General features: G+C 34.6%; 13 protein-coding genes, 1 pseudogene and 1 other annotated feature. Of the genes and pseudogenes, 3 read left to right on the top strand and 11 right to left on the bottom strand.

Annotated features, from left to right (window positions below; genetic code table 11):
• Positions 1 to 25: 25 nt before the first annotated feature.
• The 3 genes from GFJ36_RS08380 to GFJ36_RS29435 form a co-directional block, all read right to left on the bottom strand.
• Positions 26 to 1,270, bottom strand: a complete 1,245-nt coding sequence (locus GFJ36_RS08380) for a copper resistance CopC/CopD family protein (protein ID WP_097889362.1) — start codon at positions 1,268 to 1,270, stop codon at positions 26 to 28.
• A gap of 16 nt (positions 1,271 to 1,286) precedes the next feature.
• On the bottom strand, positions 1,287 to 2,189 hold the full coding sequence (locus GFJ36_RS29440) for a multicopper oxidase domain-containing protein (protein ID WP_242015948.1): 903 nt from the start codon (positions 2,187 to 2,189) through the stop codon (positions 1,287 to 1,289).
• A 72-nt stretch (positions 2,190 to 2,261) separates the two neighbouring features.
• On the bottom strand, positions 2,262 to 2,915 hold the full coding sequence (locus GFJ36_RS29435) for a multicopper oxidase domain-containing protein (RefSeq protein WP_242015947.1): 654 nt from the start codon (positions 2,913 to 2,915) through the stop codon (positions 2,262 to 2,264).
• Between the two features lie 247 nt (positions 2,916 to 3,162).
• Between GFJ36_RS29435 and msrA the strand changes: the two genes are divergently transcribed.
• A complete protein-coding gene (gene msrA / locus GFJ36_RS08370; RefSeq protein WP_001291868.1) occupies positions 3,163 to 3,699 on the top strand; it encodes a peptide-methionine (S)-S-oxide reductase MsrA in 537 nt (178 codons plus the stop codon).
• Between the two features lie 163 nt (positions 3,700 to 3,862).
• Here msrA and GFJ36_RS08365 read toward each other — a convergent pair.
• The 5 genes and pseudogenes from GFJ36_RS08365 to GFJ36_RS08345 form a co-directional block, all read right to left on the bottom strand.
• Positions 3,863 to 4,062: pseudogene (locus tag GFJ36_RS08365) on the bottom strand (hypothetical protein).
• A gap of 204 nt (positions 4,063 to 4,266) precedes the next feature.
• Complete coding sequence (locus GFJ36_RS08360; RefSeq protein WP_097889361.1) at positions 4,267 to 5,163, bottom strand: RCC1 domain-containing protein; 897 nt, start codon at positions 5,161 to 5,163, stop codon at positions 4,267 to 4,269.
• A gap of 164 nt (positions 5,164 to 5,327) precedes the next feature.
• On the bottom strand, positions 5,328 to 5,969 hold the full coding sequence (locus GFJ36_RS08355; protein WP_097889360.1) for a FusB/FusC family EF-G-binding protein: 642 nt from the start codon (positions 5,967 to 5,969) through the stop codon (positions 5,328 to 5,330).
• Positions 5,970 to 6,079: 110 nt separating this feature from the next.
• A complete protein-coding gene (locus GFJ36_RS08350) occupies positions 6,080 to 6,766 on the bottom strand; it encodes a DUF421 domain-containing protein (RefSeq protein WP_088062986.1) in 687 nt (228 codons plus the stop codon).
• A 164-nt stretch (positions 6,767 to 6,930) separates the two neighbouring features.
• Positions 6,931 to 7,194 carry a CD3324 family protein gene (locus GFJ36_RS08345; RefSeq protein ID WP_087983052.1) on the bottom strand — a complete coding sequence of 88 codons (264 nt, stop codon included), beginning with the start codon at positions 7,192 to 7,194 and terminating at the stop codon, positions 6,931 to 6,933.
• A gap of 326 nt (positions 7,195 to 7,520) precedes the next feature.
• On the opposite strand from GFJ36_RS08345, the gene GFJ36_RS08340 reads away from it, so the two are divergent.
• A complete protein-coding gene (locus tag GFJ36_RS08340) occupies positions 7,521 to 8,225 on the top strand; it encodes a polysaccharide deacetylase family protein (RefSeq protein WP_097889359.1) in 705 nt (234 codons plus the stop codon).
• Positions 8,226 to 8,264: 39 nt separating this feature from the next.
• On the opposite strand, the gene GFJ36_RS08335 is transcribed toward GFJ36_RS08340, so the two are convergent.
• Entirely contained in the window at positions 8,265 to 9,602 is a 1,338-nt protein-coding gene (locus GFJ36_RS08335; RefSeq protein WP_060489936.1) for a sodium-dependent transporter, read from the bottom strand.
• Positions 9,603 to 9,905: 303 nt separating this feature from the next.
• Positions 9,906 to 10,128 (bottom strand) — a binding site (T-box leader).
• 221 nt (positions 10,129 to 10,349) lie between these two features.
• Here GFJ36_RS08335 and GFJ36_RS08330 point away from each other — a divergent pair.
• Positions 10,350 to 11,984 carry a putative polysaccharide biosynthesis protein gene (locus tag GFJ36_RS08330; protein ID WP_088062983.1) on the top strand — a complete coding sequence of 545 codons (1,635 nt, stop codon included), beginning with the start codon at positions 10,350 to 10,352 and terminating at the stop codon, positions 11,982 to 11,984.
• Positions 11,985 to 12,022: 38 nt separating this feature from the next.
• Here the strand turns inward: GFJ36_RS08330 and GFJ36_RS08325 are convergent, their stop codons facing one another.
• Positions 12,023 to 12,847 carry a DUF4037 domain-containing protein gene (locus GFJ36_RS08325; RefSeq protein WP_097889358.1) on the bottom strand — a complete coding sequence of 275 codons (825 nt, stop codon included), beginning with the start codon at positions 12,845 to 12,847 and terminating at the stop codon, positions 12,023 to 12,025.
• Positions 12,848 to 12,940: 93 nt separating this feature from the next.
• Positions 12,941 to 13,453: a GNAT family N-acetyltransferase gene (locus tag GFJ36_RS08320; RefSeq protein WP_087983247.1), complete on the bottom strand. Its 513-nt coding sequence runs from the start codon at positions 13,451 to 13,453 to the stop codon at positions 12,941 to 12,943.
• Positions 13,454 to 13,457: the final 4 nt, after the last annotated feature.

Raw genomic sequence — 13,457 nt, 5'->3', positions numbered from 1 at the left:
CAGAACTCCTATGAACATTATAATTTTAGCTTGTTACAGAATTCACCGGAAACGAAACTTGACTCATCCAAATACCAGCTAATAATACGAGTATAGCTAGAACAATTTCTAAGAGCAATAAACGGCGATTAACTGTTCCAATATCGATACCCCATGTTTTCGTTTGTCTCCATGCTACAATTGTAATTATACATACAGTAAGAATCTTTATATTTAAAAGGTTCGTCCATATTAAATTAAAATTAAAAAGTACCCAATTCCTTGTCTGTAGAAACACAATTAATTCCCCAGAAAGAAATGCTAGAATAAATGAAATACCAGCAATACTACTAAAATGTTTACGGAAACGCTTTTGATCAAATGTAATTTTGTATAATGTTGTCCACGCTATAACAAGAACTAAATAAATAAGTGCTCCTAGCCACACTGCAATACTCATAACATGGACCATTCTAATTATAACTGCTGCCCAATTTGGATTAGTAATCCATACATGACCTGTGAAAGAAAAACTCGCAACAAGAAATCCCCAAACTAGCGCATACCATTCGTTCCCCATATGTTGCAAAGACATAAGAACTAATAATAGCAGTTGAATCATAATAATAACTGAAAATGGCGAATGAATAAGTAAACTTCCCTTCGGAATAACTGACTTATATACTATTAATTCAGCTATTAATCCTACTACAAGTATAGAGAAGAAAATCTTTTTCATATTCTTCATTCTTTGCAATATGGACGGTAATCTATAACGTTTAACAAACATATCGAGCCACTTTACTCCTGCTCCAATTAAAATCATTCCCTCTACAATATAGCGTAGTGTTACTATCATAACATCTGAAAATACTGAGCCACTCCCACTCGCATTTCCCTCTACCACTACATTAGTTTGTACTTCTTCTCCAATTGAAAAGGGATAGCTGCCCTCACTCGGATGTCCGTCTGCAGAAATCATAGACCACCTTACTGTGTAAGTACCATTATTTAAGTTTGGTAATTTCACTTTTATTTTTGTTGGGTTATCTAATATTTCAACCTTTGATACTTGCACTCTCTTTGCACTTGGATCTAGCAGTTCAATATTGACTACATTTCCTGTAACTGGTTCACTAAATTCAAGAATAATCTGTTCCGGTTGTACTGTAAGAACCTCCCCCTCTTTAGGGGTGGCTCCTACAACACTTGTATGAGCAAATACACTACTATGAGAAAATAAAAATATACTTACACTTGTTAAAATAAATACTATCATTCTATAAAGCATGAAAACCTCCGTATTATTATTCTGGATGATTACCTGAGTGATCTCCGGTAGAAAATGGAGTAGTTACCCCCTCATAATTCATCATCGTATGCATTCCTTTTTCCGCATGAACGAGATGATGACAATGAACCATCCATAGTCCACTATTATTTGCCTCTAAAGCAATTTCATATTCTTCTCCCGGAAAAACATTAACTGTATCTAAGTAAATCGGACTTCCCTCCATTGGTTTACCATTTTTAGAAATAACTTGGAATGTATGTCCATGCAAATGCATTGGATGAATTTCTTCTCCCTTATTTTTAAAGCGAATCTTAACTTTATCTCCTTTCTCTACTTTAATGGGTGGAATGTCAGGTGATGTCTTTCCATTAATCGTATACCCCCATTTTTCTTGTCCATTTACATCTTTCACACCTTCTGCCAAATCCATATCATAGACCTTTGTAAACTTTGAATCTATCGTAAACTTGCCAACTTCTTTTTCTCCATATTTCGTAAAATCAAACCATGGATAACTCTTTATATCAATAGGTTTTTTCGGCAAAGAACCGTTCCCAATAGTCGCCGTTAACATTCGATTCATTTTCTTAGATGGATCCACATTAATAAGTTTTACACTCGTTGTTTCCGGCATTTTAAAAACAAGGTCATAACGTTGTGCAGCTCCCATCGGAAGAATTGCTTTATCTAGCTCGTCCCCACCTTTTATATCACGACCATCTAATGCGATAATTTGAAATGGCGCCCCAACTAATGTCATTAAATGCGTATTATTCCCAGCATTAATTAAGCGAAGGCGTACTGTTTCACCTGGTTTTGCATCCAATCGTAGTCCCTCACTTGTATCATTTAATGTAAATACATCGTAATCATCTCCATCAGATAAATCTTTGAGTTGATCATTACTTGGCATCATTAACGGGCCTTCTAAAGTTTGCGCCTTTTCATTTCGAATATGATTGCTAGGGTAGCTATCCCAATCTTTATCTTATTCGCCATTATGCTTACGGGTTTTTATGGCTCCTGTTTTCCATTCATGGATCGCCACTGTATAATCCTTTTCATATTTTACAGCTGGTTTATTCGGTTCAATAACGATGGTTCCAAATAGTCCCCGCTCCGTTTGTATTGCACTTTTTTGATGTGAATGATACCAATATGTCCCCACCTGATCAGCATTAAATGCGTATGTATATGTTTCACCTGGTTTTATAGCATTTTGCGTAACACCTGGAACACCGTCTACCGCCGCAGGAACATCTAATCCGTGCCAATGGATTGTAACTGGTTCTGGCAATTCATTTTTCAAATTTACAACAATACGTTCACCTTGTTTAACTCGAATTTGAGTACCCGGTGATGTTCCATCAAAGGTCCATGCATCTACCTTTTTCCCATCTCCCAAATCTAAACTTGCTACTTTCGCCGTAATATTAAAAGTTTTTGTAACCTTTTTTTTGGCATCTGAATTAGCAATAGATGTAATTGATTCTGAAGTAGATGTTGCATCTGTTAACTTCTTTTTTTCATTTGTACCTGGGTAATTATTTATTAAAAAATATCCAAAAATAACTAACCCTAATAATAAGCATGCCGCAATCAATATATTTCTTAAATCGCTTTGTATAAATTCCTTTTTCATATTAGTCTCTCTTTCATTTTTTGTTGTAAACTATTAATTTTCATACGTGGATTCATTGTCTATCACCTCACATCTTCACTTCGATTCACATCATAACACTCAGAAAAAAAGAAACTTTGAAGGAATTTTAAAGACTTTATAAAGAAATATATTTCAATTTCCCTTTACTTCTAAATCTTTTTTATTGCGTAATAAAAAAGATTGTATAATACTATATAAAACATATATATTTAGGAGGATTACAACAATGTCCGAAAAAACATACGAACTCGCAACCTTCGCAGGCGGTTGCTTTTGGTGCATGGTAAAGCCATTTGATGAACTTCCTGGTATTCATAAAGTACTTTCTGGCTATGCAGGTGGTCATGTAGAAAACCCAACATATGAACAAGTAAAAGCTGGTACATCTGGTCATTTAGAAGTTGTACAAATTACATTCGATCCTTCTATTTTTCCATATGAAAAATTACTAGATTTATATTGGCCACAAATCGATCCAACTGATGATGGCGGACAATTCTTTGACCGTGGTCCCTCTTATCGCACTGCTATTTTTTATCATAATGAAACGCAAAAAGAGCTTGCTGAAAAATCAAAACAAGCTCTTGCAGAAAGCGGTATGTTTAAAGAGCCAATCGTAACTGAAATTCGCCCGGCTGCACCTTTTTATGAGGCTGAAGAATACCATCAACATTTTTATAAAAAAAATCCGGAGAAATATGCTACTGAGCAAAAAGAATCTGGCCGTGAAGACTTTATAAAAGAAAATTGGCAAAAAAAATAATAAAAATGCATCGTACCTTTTAAGTACGATGCATTTTTATCTTTGAAAAAAGTACCATGCAATAATGAGAACAACCGCTGTTAATGTCCAAAGTGCGATTTCATTTTTCACTCTACTCTTTTTCTTATTCATTTCCTCTCCTCCTAATAGCAATACAACATATTCAAGATTTCCTCTGTTTAATTGTCCACCTTATATACGTGAATACATCCTTACAAATTTTTATAACAAGACCACCGACGATTCCGATTGCAATTGAAATTACTAACATCTGTACAAAACTAAAAGTAGTTGTGTATGTTATGTAGATAACAATGCATACAAGTAAACATCCGGTAAAGAAAGCAAAAACTTTTTAAGCATTTCTTCAGCTCTCCTATGCTTTATTTGTAATTTATACTTTCTACTGTAGCTTTGAAATAAAGTTTGTTCAAAAATTCCATTTAGACACTCATTTTATGGAAAAAGAATAAGAACCTCTTTTAAAAAGGGATTCTTATCTACATATCCTATTCCATAATTACTCCTAAAATAGAATAATATTACTAGTGATTTGTTATGAATTAACTATTTGCCAGGCAATCGGATGTTACGCCAGCTACCTACATCGCATTGACCGTATGTATTATCACCTACTGCTACCACCGTGCCATCTAATTTCAGACCGACCGTATGCGCACAACCCGCCGCTATCGCTACAATATCACGCCAATCGCTTACATTACATTGACCATACTCATTCCAGCCGACTGCCACCACGGTACCGTCTGATTTAAGTCCGATTGTATGATTCGTACCAGCCGCTATTGCCATAATATCTTTCCAGCTGCCTACATCGCATTGACCAAGTTTATTATTACCCACTGCCATCACTTTGCCATCCGATTTCAAACCAACAGTATGAAGATAACCTGCCGCCAACTCCACCATAGCACTCCATCCACTTACATTGCATTGGCCATATCGATTATTCCCCACAGTCGTCACTGTTCCGTCCATTTTAAGACCGACTGTATGCCAGTCCCCCGCCGTGACCACCACAATATCTCTCCAGCTACTTATATTACATTCTCCTTCTTTATTTCGCCCCACTGCTACTACTGTGCCATCCGGTTTAAGTCCAATGGTACGACGCCACCCCGCCGCAACCGATACAATATTATGCCAGTCGTTTACATCACATTGATCATGCTTATTCCACCCCACCGCTTCCACAGTATTATCACTTTTAAGAGCAATTGTATGAGCATTACCCGTGTTCGTCGCCATATGAACATTGCCCGCTGCGACTGCTTCAATATCACACCAACCGCTTACATTGCATTCTCCTTCTTTATTTCGCCCCACTGCCACAACTGTGCCATCCGATTTAAGAGCAACTGTATGACCACGACCTGCCGCTATCGTATCTTTAGGCCACCGTTTCACTTTTAACATTTCTTCTTTCGGTGAAATGTAATTCATGTTTTACCTCCTTGCATATAAGCAACTGTATCCAAATAGATATTTTTATCTAATTTCATTATAAATGACCCGACTTTTTTTATAAATTTACAGCTACAAAAGAAGCCTATTATTACTTCTTCAAAAAATAAAAACCTCCAGTTTAAATACTAGAGGTCCCTTCTTTATTTCTTCAATCGTTCAATAAAATCGTTCAATTTATCAAGTGATTTCATATTCTGATTACAAGCTACACCATCTTTGCAAATATAGTTTCCCTTTTTAACGAAAGTTCCTGGCACATCACCTTTAATTTCAACTAAAAACATCCCAACTTCTTCATGTCCATGACATAATGAACAAATGCTCTTTTTATTTAAGCTTTGGAACGTTCCTTGCAGACCAACAAACTTATTTTTATCATTTTTCGCTATTATAAATTTCCTACTTGACCCTTTATCAATCCAGCTTAAATAAGATAATTCTTTCATATCCAGTTCTTCCATGTCAGGAAGTTTTAATTTTTTTGCTTTAGGAAATAATTTTTTTAATGTTTGCGCTGTAACTTCCTGAAACGGAATGACATACGGATTTATTTTCAGTAAAAACGATTCTGCATCTTCTCTATTTTGAACTGTTAATACGGTATCAATTAACTCTTTCTGTTCATCCGTTAAATTCTCAAATACATGTATTATTTTTTCAATCGCTAGTGATTTTAACGCTTGAATGACACCTCTATCATTTGCAGTTGCATGTCCATTTGCTAAAATATAAGCTTGTGATTTTATAAAATTATATTGATCACTTCTAATAAAAGCTTCCATCTTTATCACTCCATACAAATTGTTGATCTAGTCTTATTGTATACAATGATTCAGCTTTTTGATATGTAAAAGATAACTTAGAAACGAATATTACATACATCGATTATATTTTACCGCTCCATTTCCTGACAAAAGAAACCATCGTCTGTTTTCCATTCAGCATATAATACATCCTCAAATTTAGTAATCCCTCTTTGCTTTATTTGCTTGTACAGCCATCCTTCATCAAAACCAGCTTCCCTCAAATTATCTTTCACTACTTTTCCATCACTAATTAATGAAATTGGTAAGTATACAGGCTTATGTTTTAAACTTAAATCATTTATAGTAGGAGATTCATATTTGCTCTTTTTCAGAACGCTTATATTTCCGTTAGGTTCCAAAATCATATATTCAACTTCTCGAATTGAAAAAATATCTTTTTGCTGCCTAAGCATTTGTTGTAATTGATTAATATCTAAATGATTTGAACTTAATTGTTCTCGGTCAATCTTTCCATTACGGATAATAATTGAAGGATACCCTTCAAAAAACCTTCTTGTTCCTCTTATTTTTTGTGTTATCACTTCTATTGAATAAATTAAAATTACCCAAACAAATACTGAATATAAAATAGACCACACTTTAATTTTAGGATCATATATTGAATTTCCAACGAGCTCACCAAGGACGATAGCTGAAATAAAATCAAAGGGGGTTAGCTGAGATATTTGTGTTTTCCCTAGTATTTTTGTAGCAATTAATAGAACAAAGAAACCAATTAAAAGCTCTATCGTTATTTGTCCAATATGATTCATAAATACTCACCTTTCTGCTTTTCACTCAAATGTTCTATATTCTATTTAGTAAAAAAACGACACATTTTTCTATTATTTTGTCCATTCATACGCAATACATCCAATAGATACAAAGCAAAAAAGAGTCTAGTTCAATTTAATAATTGAACTAGACTCTTTTATTTTTATTTAGAATACACGATCTTTTTAATCGTTTCTCCGGAAAGAAAATGCTCCTCCGCAAGTTGATGAATGGAAATTCCGCTTTTAAACGCTTCTTTAATAGCTTTATTTCTTTCATCTAATTGTTTTCTTCCTCCAGATCGTGTACCCCATTTATAATGTTTCGTTTCTTGTTTTGGAATGTAAATTGTTTCACCTTGTATATATTTTTGAATTTCAATAATTAAACTTTCTGGTAAAACCGTTGCAGCTTTAACGTATTTCATTTCTGCTCGCCCCTTATTTTTTATGGTTCATTTCAATAAGGTGCAAAGCCAAATATAAAAAATGATACGAGCTCATTTAGGCGATTGTATATTACTTGTCTACCTCACGCAAAGTATCGCCATTTCCATACTTGGCTTTGCATGAGACGCTGCAGTGTCCGGCAATTGAATTGTAATCGCCATATAAACACCTCCTAATATACCTTTTGCATTTTATTATATGATAAATTCCTCCCCCTTGCATCTACATCCTTTTTAAAGCATGAAATTACTTAGTTTGATATAATACTTTTTAGTCCAATTCAAAAATATAGTGAGGTTGCTTTATGAAAAAGAAAATAATTATTACAATCGTTACATTATTCATTATTACTGTAGCATTATTTGGAACATACAAATTAATGAACGCAAGAAGTTTTCAATTGTTTGGAAATTTAACAAACCGAGTAGAAACAAATGAAAAAGTGATTGCTTTAACTTTTGATGATGGTCCTACGAACAATGTAAAACAAATATTACCGCTACTAGATACATACAATGCAAAAGCTACTTTCTTTTTAATCGGAAATGAATTAGAAAAAAACCTATCGTTAGGAGAATCTATCGTACAATCTGGACACCAAGTTGGAAACCATACATATTCTCATAACAGAATGGTTTTTAAAACACCTTCTTTTATTAAAGAAGAAATAGAAAAAACGAATTCATTAATCCGCCAAACGGGATTTACAGACACAATTGACTTTAGACCACCAAACGGAAAAAAGCTAATTGGTCTGCCCTATTATTTAAATAAAAACAATATCGAAACAATTACATGGGATCTTGAACCTGATACTTTTTATAAATCTGCTGCTGATAAAATTGAATATATTAATAAAAATGTACAACCAGGTTCTATCATTTTACTGCACTCTATGTATGATGAGTCTAATGAAAATTTACAGACCATCGAAGGTATTTTAGATTCTTTATCTAAAAAGGGCTATCAGTTCGTAACAGTAAACGAACTGCAAAAAAGAGCAAAGTAAAAAGGTAGCGTATCATAGAGCGATACGCTACCTTTCTTTTTAAATAATGCCAAGTACATTTAAGAATACGATAATAATCGCAATTGGTGCGATAAAGCGAAGTAAGAATAACCATAATACGAACAGTTTATAGCCTTTATTTTTACTTACACCAAGCTCTTTCATTAATACATCTTTCTTCATTTTTAAAGGAACAAAGATGGAAACTAATAAAACACCAAGTGGCATTAGTACGTTACTCACTGCATAGTCCGCTAAATCAAAGATTGTCTTTCCGAAAATTTTCAGATCACTTAATATACCAAATGATAATGCTGATGGTACTCCAACAACGAAGATTAATAAACCTACGATTAAGGCCGTTTTTTCACGTTTGCCTTTACCTTTTGATGTTAACGACGCAACACTAATTTCTAGCATAGAAATAGCAGATGTAATCGTTGCGAAGAAGAACAGCAATAAGAAAATAACGAAGAATACTTTTCCGAACGCCATTTTACTGAAAATAGCAGGTAATACGATAAATAATAATCCTGGTCCTTGAGATGGTTCTAATCCAAATGCAAATACAACTGGGAAAATTGCAAGTCCTGCAAGTAATGTAATTACTAATGTTAAAGCTACGATAGAAAATGCTGAACGCGGTAAACTTTCTTCCTTCGGTAAGTATGAACTATATGTTACCATTACTGCTACACCGACCGATAATGAGAAGAACGATTGACCCATCGCATATAAAATAACTTCTGATGTTACATGTGAGAAATCAGGTTGTAAGAAGAAACGAACTCCTTCTCCCGCGCCGTCTAATGTAAGGGCACGAACAATTAATACAAAGAATAAAACGAATAGCGCTGGCATGAAATATTTATTTACTTTTTCAACACCGTTTTGTACGCCTTTACTTACGATAAAAATAGTAATAAGAATGAATAATAACTGTGCTCCTACTGCTAAATACGGATTGGAAATGATTTCACCAAACGTAGCTTCGTATGCGCCATTTCCTTCCCATAGTCTACCTGTAATTGCATTCCATAAGTATAATAAAATCCATCCCCCTACAACACTGTAGAAAGAAAGTAATATGAAACAAGTTATAATCCCTAATTTCCCTAACCATGGCCATAATGTTTTGGGTGCGATTTCTCTATATGCATCAACAGCCTCTTTTTGTGTACTTCTTCCGATAACGAATTCAGCTAATAATAGCGGTAAACCAATTAATAATGTGAAACCGATGAAAATAAGGAAGAACGCCCCGCCTCCTCCGATGCCGGCCATATATGGGAATTTCCAAATCGCCCCAAGACCAATTGCTGAACCTGCTGCAGCTAATACGAAACCTAATTTCGATGTCCATTGCTGTGAATTCATTTGTTAATCTCCTCTCTGTCTCTTTTTCTTTGTTTCAGTTCAGTATTTATATTGTTCTATCAATACTCTTTTCTAATACGTTCACTTCCTCCCTAATAATAAAAAAAACGCCCCTACGTAAATACGTAGGGACGACAAAAATATCGCGGTACCACCCTAGTTATGAAGATACAACAAAGTTAGGACCTAAATAAAAAACGTCCCTACGCAAATACGTAGGGACGATAAATTATCGCGGTACCACCCTAGTTATGAAGCCACAACAAAGTTAGGACCTAAATAAAAAACGTCCCTACGTAAATACGTAGGGACGATAAATATCGCGGTACCACCCTAGTTGTGAAACAATCTTCACCACTTTATTTGATAACGGTATAAACTACCGTCTTTCATTTCCTCACAATGTGAGATTTATGAAAGATGCTCCAGGACGAACTTCATGAATAATCTATATACTGATTCACACCAACCATCAGCTCTCTGAAATAGGGAGATATTCACTACTATACCCTTTCATTGCCCAAATATTATTTTCCGAATTGATTACTATCATTTTTATCACACATTAAAAATAGTGTCAACTTATATTTTGAATTTTTATGTATTACGTTCTATTTAAAAAATGTAAAATATGACTTTTAAATGAATAATATTAGAATATTTATGTTCCATACTATATTAACTTCTCTAACAGGTTTATAGTAGTATACGATAAATGCAAGACAGCACGAGTAGGAGGAAAGAATTTTGTCTACTTCAAAAGTTTTAAAAGGTACTGCTTTATTAAGTGGTGCAACAATGATTTCACGTATATTAGGTTTTATATACTTCTTCCCTTTTCAACTATTAGTCGGAACACAAGGGGTCGCTTTATATGGATATGCATACTCTTGGTACGGTATTTTATTAAGCTTCTCAACAGCTGGTATTCCTATTGCCGTTTCCAAATTTGTTGCAAAGCATAATGCGCTCGGTGATTATAGTACAAGCAAAAAATTATACAACTCTAGCGTAAAATTAATGTTGTTTATGGGCTTTTTAGGTTTTTTAACTTTATTTATTGGAGCACCATACATATCACAATTTATTATTCGCTCGAAAACGCCAGATCCACAATTTATCGCCGACGTAACACTTACGATGCGAGCATTAAGTTTCGCACTTATTATCGTACCAGCTATGAGTGTTACACGTGGCTATTTCCAAGGTTTTCAACATATGAAACCAAGTGCCGTTTCTCAAGTCGTAGAACAAATTGCGCGCGTGGTTTTCATTTTAGTTGGTAGTTTTATCGTTTCAAAACTATTAGGGGGTTCAGTCGCCTCTTCTGTTGCAGTTGCTACGTTTGGCGCTGTTATCGGAGCGCTTGCCAGCGTTTCGATTTTAATGCTGTACTGGAAAAAATATAATAGATTAAAGCCTCCCGAAGGAGAATTAAAGTCAAGGGCATCGAATATTCCATTAAAAAATATTTATATGGAATTACTTCGATATGCAATCCCAATTGTATTTGTCGGTATTGCAATTCCACTCTACACGTTAGTAGATCAATATACTGTAGCTGATGTCCTTAGGGCGATGGGCGAGCCGTTAGAAACAGCGAATGCAGTTTTCGCTTATATAACGAACTATGCCCAAAAGTTAATTATGATTCCAGCTTCTCTTGCAACTGGATTCTCATTAACGATCATTCCGGCTATAACGAAATCGTATACAAGCGGGAAACTAGAAGAACTACAAGAACAAATTGCAAAGATATTTCAAGTCTTATTATTCTTCACTATCCCAGCTGCATTCGGTCTTGCTAGCATCGCTTACGATGCATTCCGTATGGTTTATGTAAATCCTGAAATTGCACTTGGGGGATCACAATATTTAATTTCATTTGCACCTTCTGCTATATTAAGTGCGATTTTCACAGTTTCAGCAGCTATATTACAAGGAATCGATTATCAAAGAAAAACGATGATTGCTTTCTCAGTCGGTATTCTCGTTAAAGTTTTAGTAAATACACCGCTCTTACATTTATTTGGCGGACACGGTGCTGTACTTGGAACAATTCTTGGATACCTCGTTTCCAATGTTATTATGTTGTACTGCATCATTAAGTTTGCGAAATTTAAAATTGGTGAGACAGCAAAAACAGTACTTCTTATTACAATTTACTCCGCTGCAATGTCTGCTGTTGTAATTGCATTAAAAGCGATTTTAAAATGGATGATTCCTGGACAATCCTATATGGAATCACTTCTCATTGTCTTTATATGCGGCGCTGTAGGAGGGATTGTTTATCTTTTATTCGTCCTAACGAGCGGACTTGCTTCACATATTCTCGGTGATAGACTTCAACGATTACCCATACTAGGTAAATTAGTCAAATAAAAAGAAGGGAGGTAACTCATTGTTACATCCCTTCTTTTTTACTTCGCATATTGTATACGTTTTTGTTGTTCAGTAATATGTAATTCTGGAGCATATTGTTGTACTAAATGTAATAGCTCTTCAATTAACACTTCTAACTCCTGTACACTATACTCCGGTTTCCCTATTAACGTATTTGCCATACGCTCGTATAGATTTTCAGGCTTAATAATCATTCGTTCCACATTATGTGGCATCCATTTAAATGCCGGATGATGTACATACATTTTATTCAAACCAAATAAGACCCCAAATATATTTCTTTGCACTTCACAAATAACATCATATAACATAAGCCAGTCTTTTCGTTTTAAAAGCGCCTCTCGATTATGCCAGCGATTACTTAACCAAAGATTTTCTGAAATCATCCGTTTCGCTAGGTCTTCTGGATATGCCACCACTCTATCTTTTAATTCATGTACTTTCTCTTCTCCATACAAACTAACACCATCATGAACGGATGATACGATACATTGTTTTTCATAACTTATATCATATTGATCCACCACATCCGAAATAACTTTCTCTACTGTTTCAGTTAAAAAGTTACTAATCTCTAATTTAATTCCCTCTTTTGTCAAATACGTTTCCGACCATTCTTCTTCCTCGTAGGGATAATATGACAAAATTGTTCCACCAATATAGTTAATAGGCCCTTTGCGACCCTCATCCTCTGGTGGCATTGACCATAAAATATGCAATTCTATATCTGAATGTTCATCTTCTAGTTTTCTAGCTACTGAACCCGCTAAAATAATAGTCTCTACTTTCGGATTTCTCCTATAAATCTCCGACATTTCTATTGCTTTCTCTTTTAATCCCACTTCATTTCCCCCTATAATTGCAGTACACAGTTACCTTTTCATTTATCTATTTCGATATTATGCATTGTATTCCCTTTTCAATGTCTCACTAAATCATATTTCTATCCAATAACGCTGAACAATTTCCCCAGTATGAACAGAAACTACTTCATCTTCTAACATACCGCCAACCTTTTGAATCGTTTTAGCCGAAGCGATATTAACTTTATCGCAAGTTATTAACACTTTCTGTAACCCTAACTTTTGTGCTTCATCTAATGCAAGTTGTAGTTGTTTCGTAGCGTAACCTTGACGACGTTTATTTGGATGTACACTATAACCGATATGACCGCTTTCCAGTAATAATTCTTGGTTTAATCGATGTCTAATATTCACAAAACCTATAAGTTCCCCTTTTTCAAAACTTAAAAATTGACTAGACGGTACTCGATTACCTTGTAAGTTTTCTTCCACTTCTTGTATACTCACTTTTTCAAACCATTTATCGAGAGAATCAAAATTTTGTAAAGAACTACTACCATGTGGTTTTTCATCCGTATGTAAAAATGCCTCCCGATACTCTATAATTTGTTCGCTATATTCATTTGTTGGTTTTAATAGTTTCATTGTC

Origin of the sequence: Bacillus sp. EE-W1 (assembly GCF_009760835.1) — a bacterium.
Taxonomy (GTDB): domain Bacteria; phylum Bacillota; class Bacilli; order Bacillales; family Bacillaceae_G; genus Bacillus_A; species Bacillus_A wiedmannii.
Note: the sequence above shows the minus strand (reverse complement) of the source record. Positions and strands in the feature narration are given on the sequence as shown.

Excerpts from the sequence above, each read along its gene's own strand:
- GFJ36_RS08380 (WP_097889362.1), bottom strand. The coding sequence starts at position 1,270 with ATGCTTTATAGAATGATAGTATTTATTTTAACAAGTGTAAGTATATTT.
- GFJ36_RS29440 (WP_242015948.1), bottom strand. The coding sequence starts at position 2,189 with ATGATGCCAAGTAATGATCAACTCAAAGATTTATCTGATGGAGATGAT.
- GFJ36_RS29435 (WP_242015947.1), bottom strand. The coding sequence starts at position 2,915 with ATGAAAAAGGAATTTATACAAAGCGATTTAAGAAATATATTGATTGCG.
- msrA (WP_001291868.1), top strand. The coding sequence starts at position 3,163 with ATGTCCGAAAAAACATACGAACTCGCAACCTTCGCAGGCGGTTGCTTT.
- GFJ36_RS08360 (WP_097889361.1), bottom strand. The coding sequence starts at position 5,163 with ATGAATTACATTTCACCGAAAGAAGAAATGTTAAAAGTGAAACGGTGG.
- GFJ36_RS08355 (WP_097889360.1), bottom strand. The coding sequence starts at position 5,969 with ATGGAAGCTTTTATTAGAAGTGATCAATATAATTTTATAAAATCACAA.
- GFJ36_RS08350 (WP_088062986.1), bottom strand. The coding sequence starts at position 6,766 with ATGAATCATATTGGACAAATAACGATAGAGCTTTTAATTGGTTTCTTT.
- GFJ36_RS08345 (WP_087983052.1), bottom strand. The coding sequence starts at position 7,194 with ATGAAATACGTTAAAGCTGCAACGGTTTTACCAGAAAGTTTAATTATT.
- GFJ36_RS08340 (WP_097889359.1), top strand. The coding sequence starts at position 7,521 with ATGAAAAAGAAAATAATTATTACAATCGTTACATTATTCATTATTACT.
- GFJ36_RS08335 (WP_060489936.1), bottom strand. The coding sequence starts at position 9,602 with ATGAATTCACAGCAATGGACATCGAAATTAGGTTTCGTATTAGCTGCA.
- GFJ36_RS08320 (WP_087983247.1), bottom strand. The coding sequence starts at position 13,453 with ATGAAACTATTAAAACCAACAAATGAATATAGCGAACAAATTATAGAG.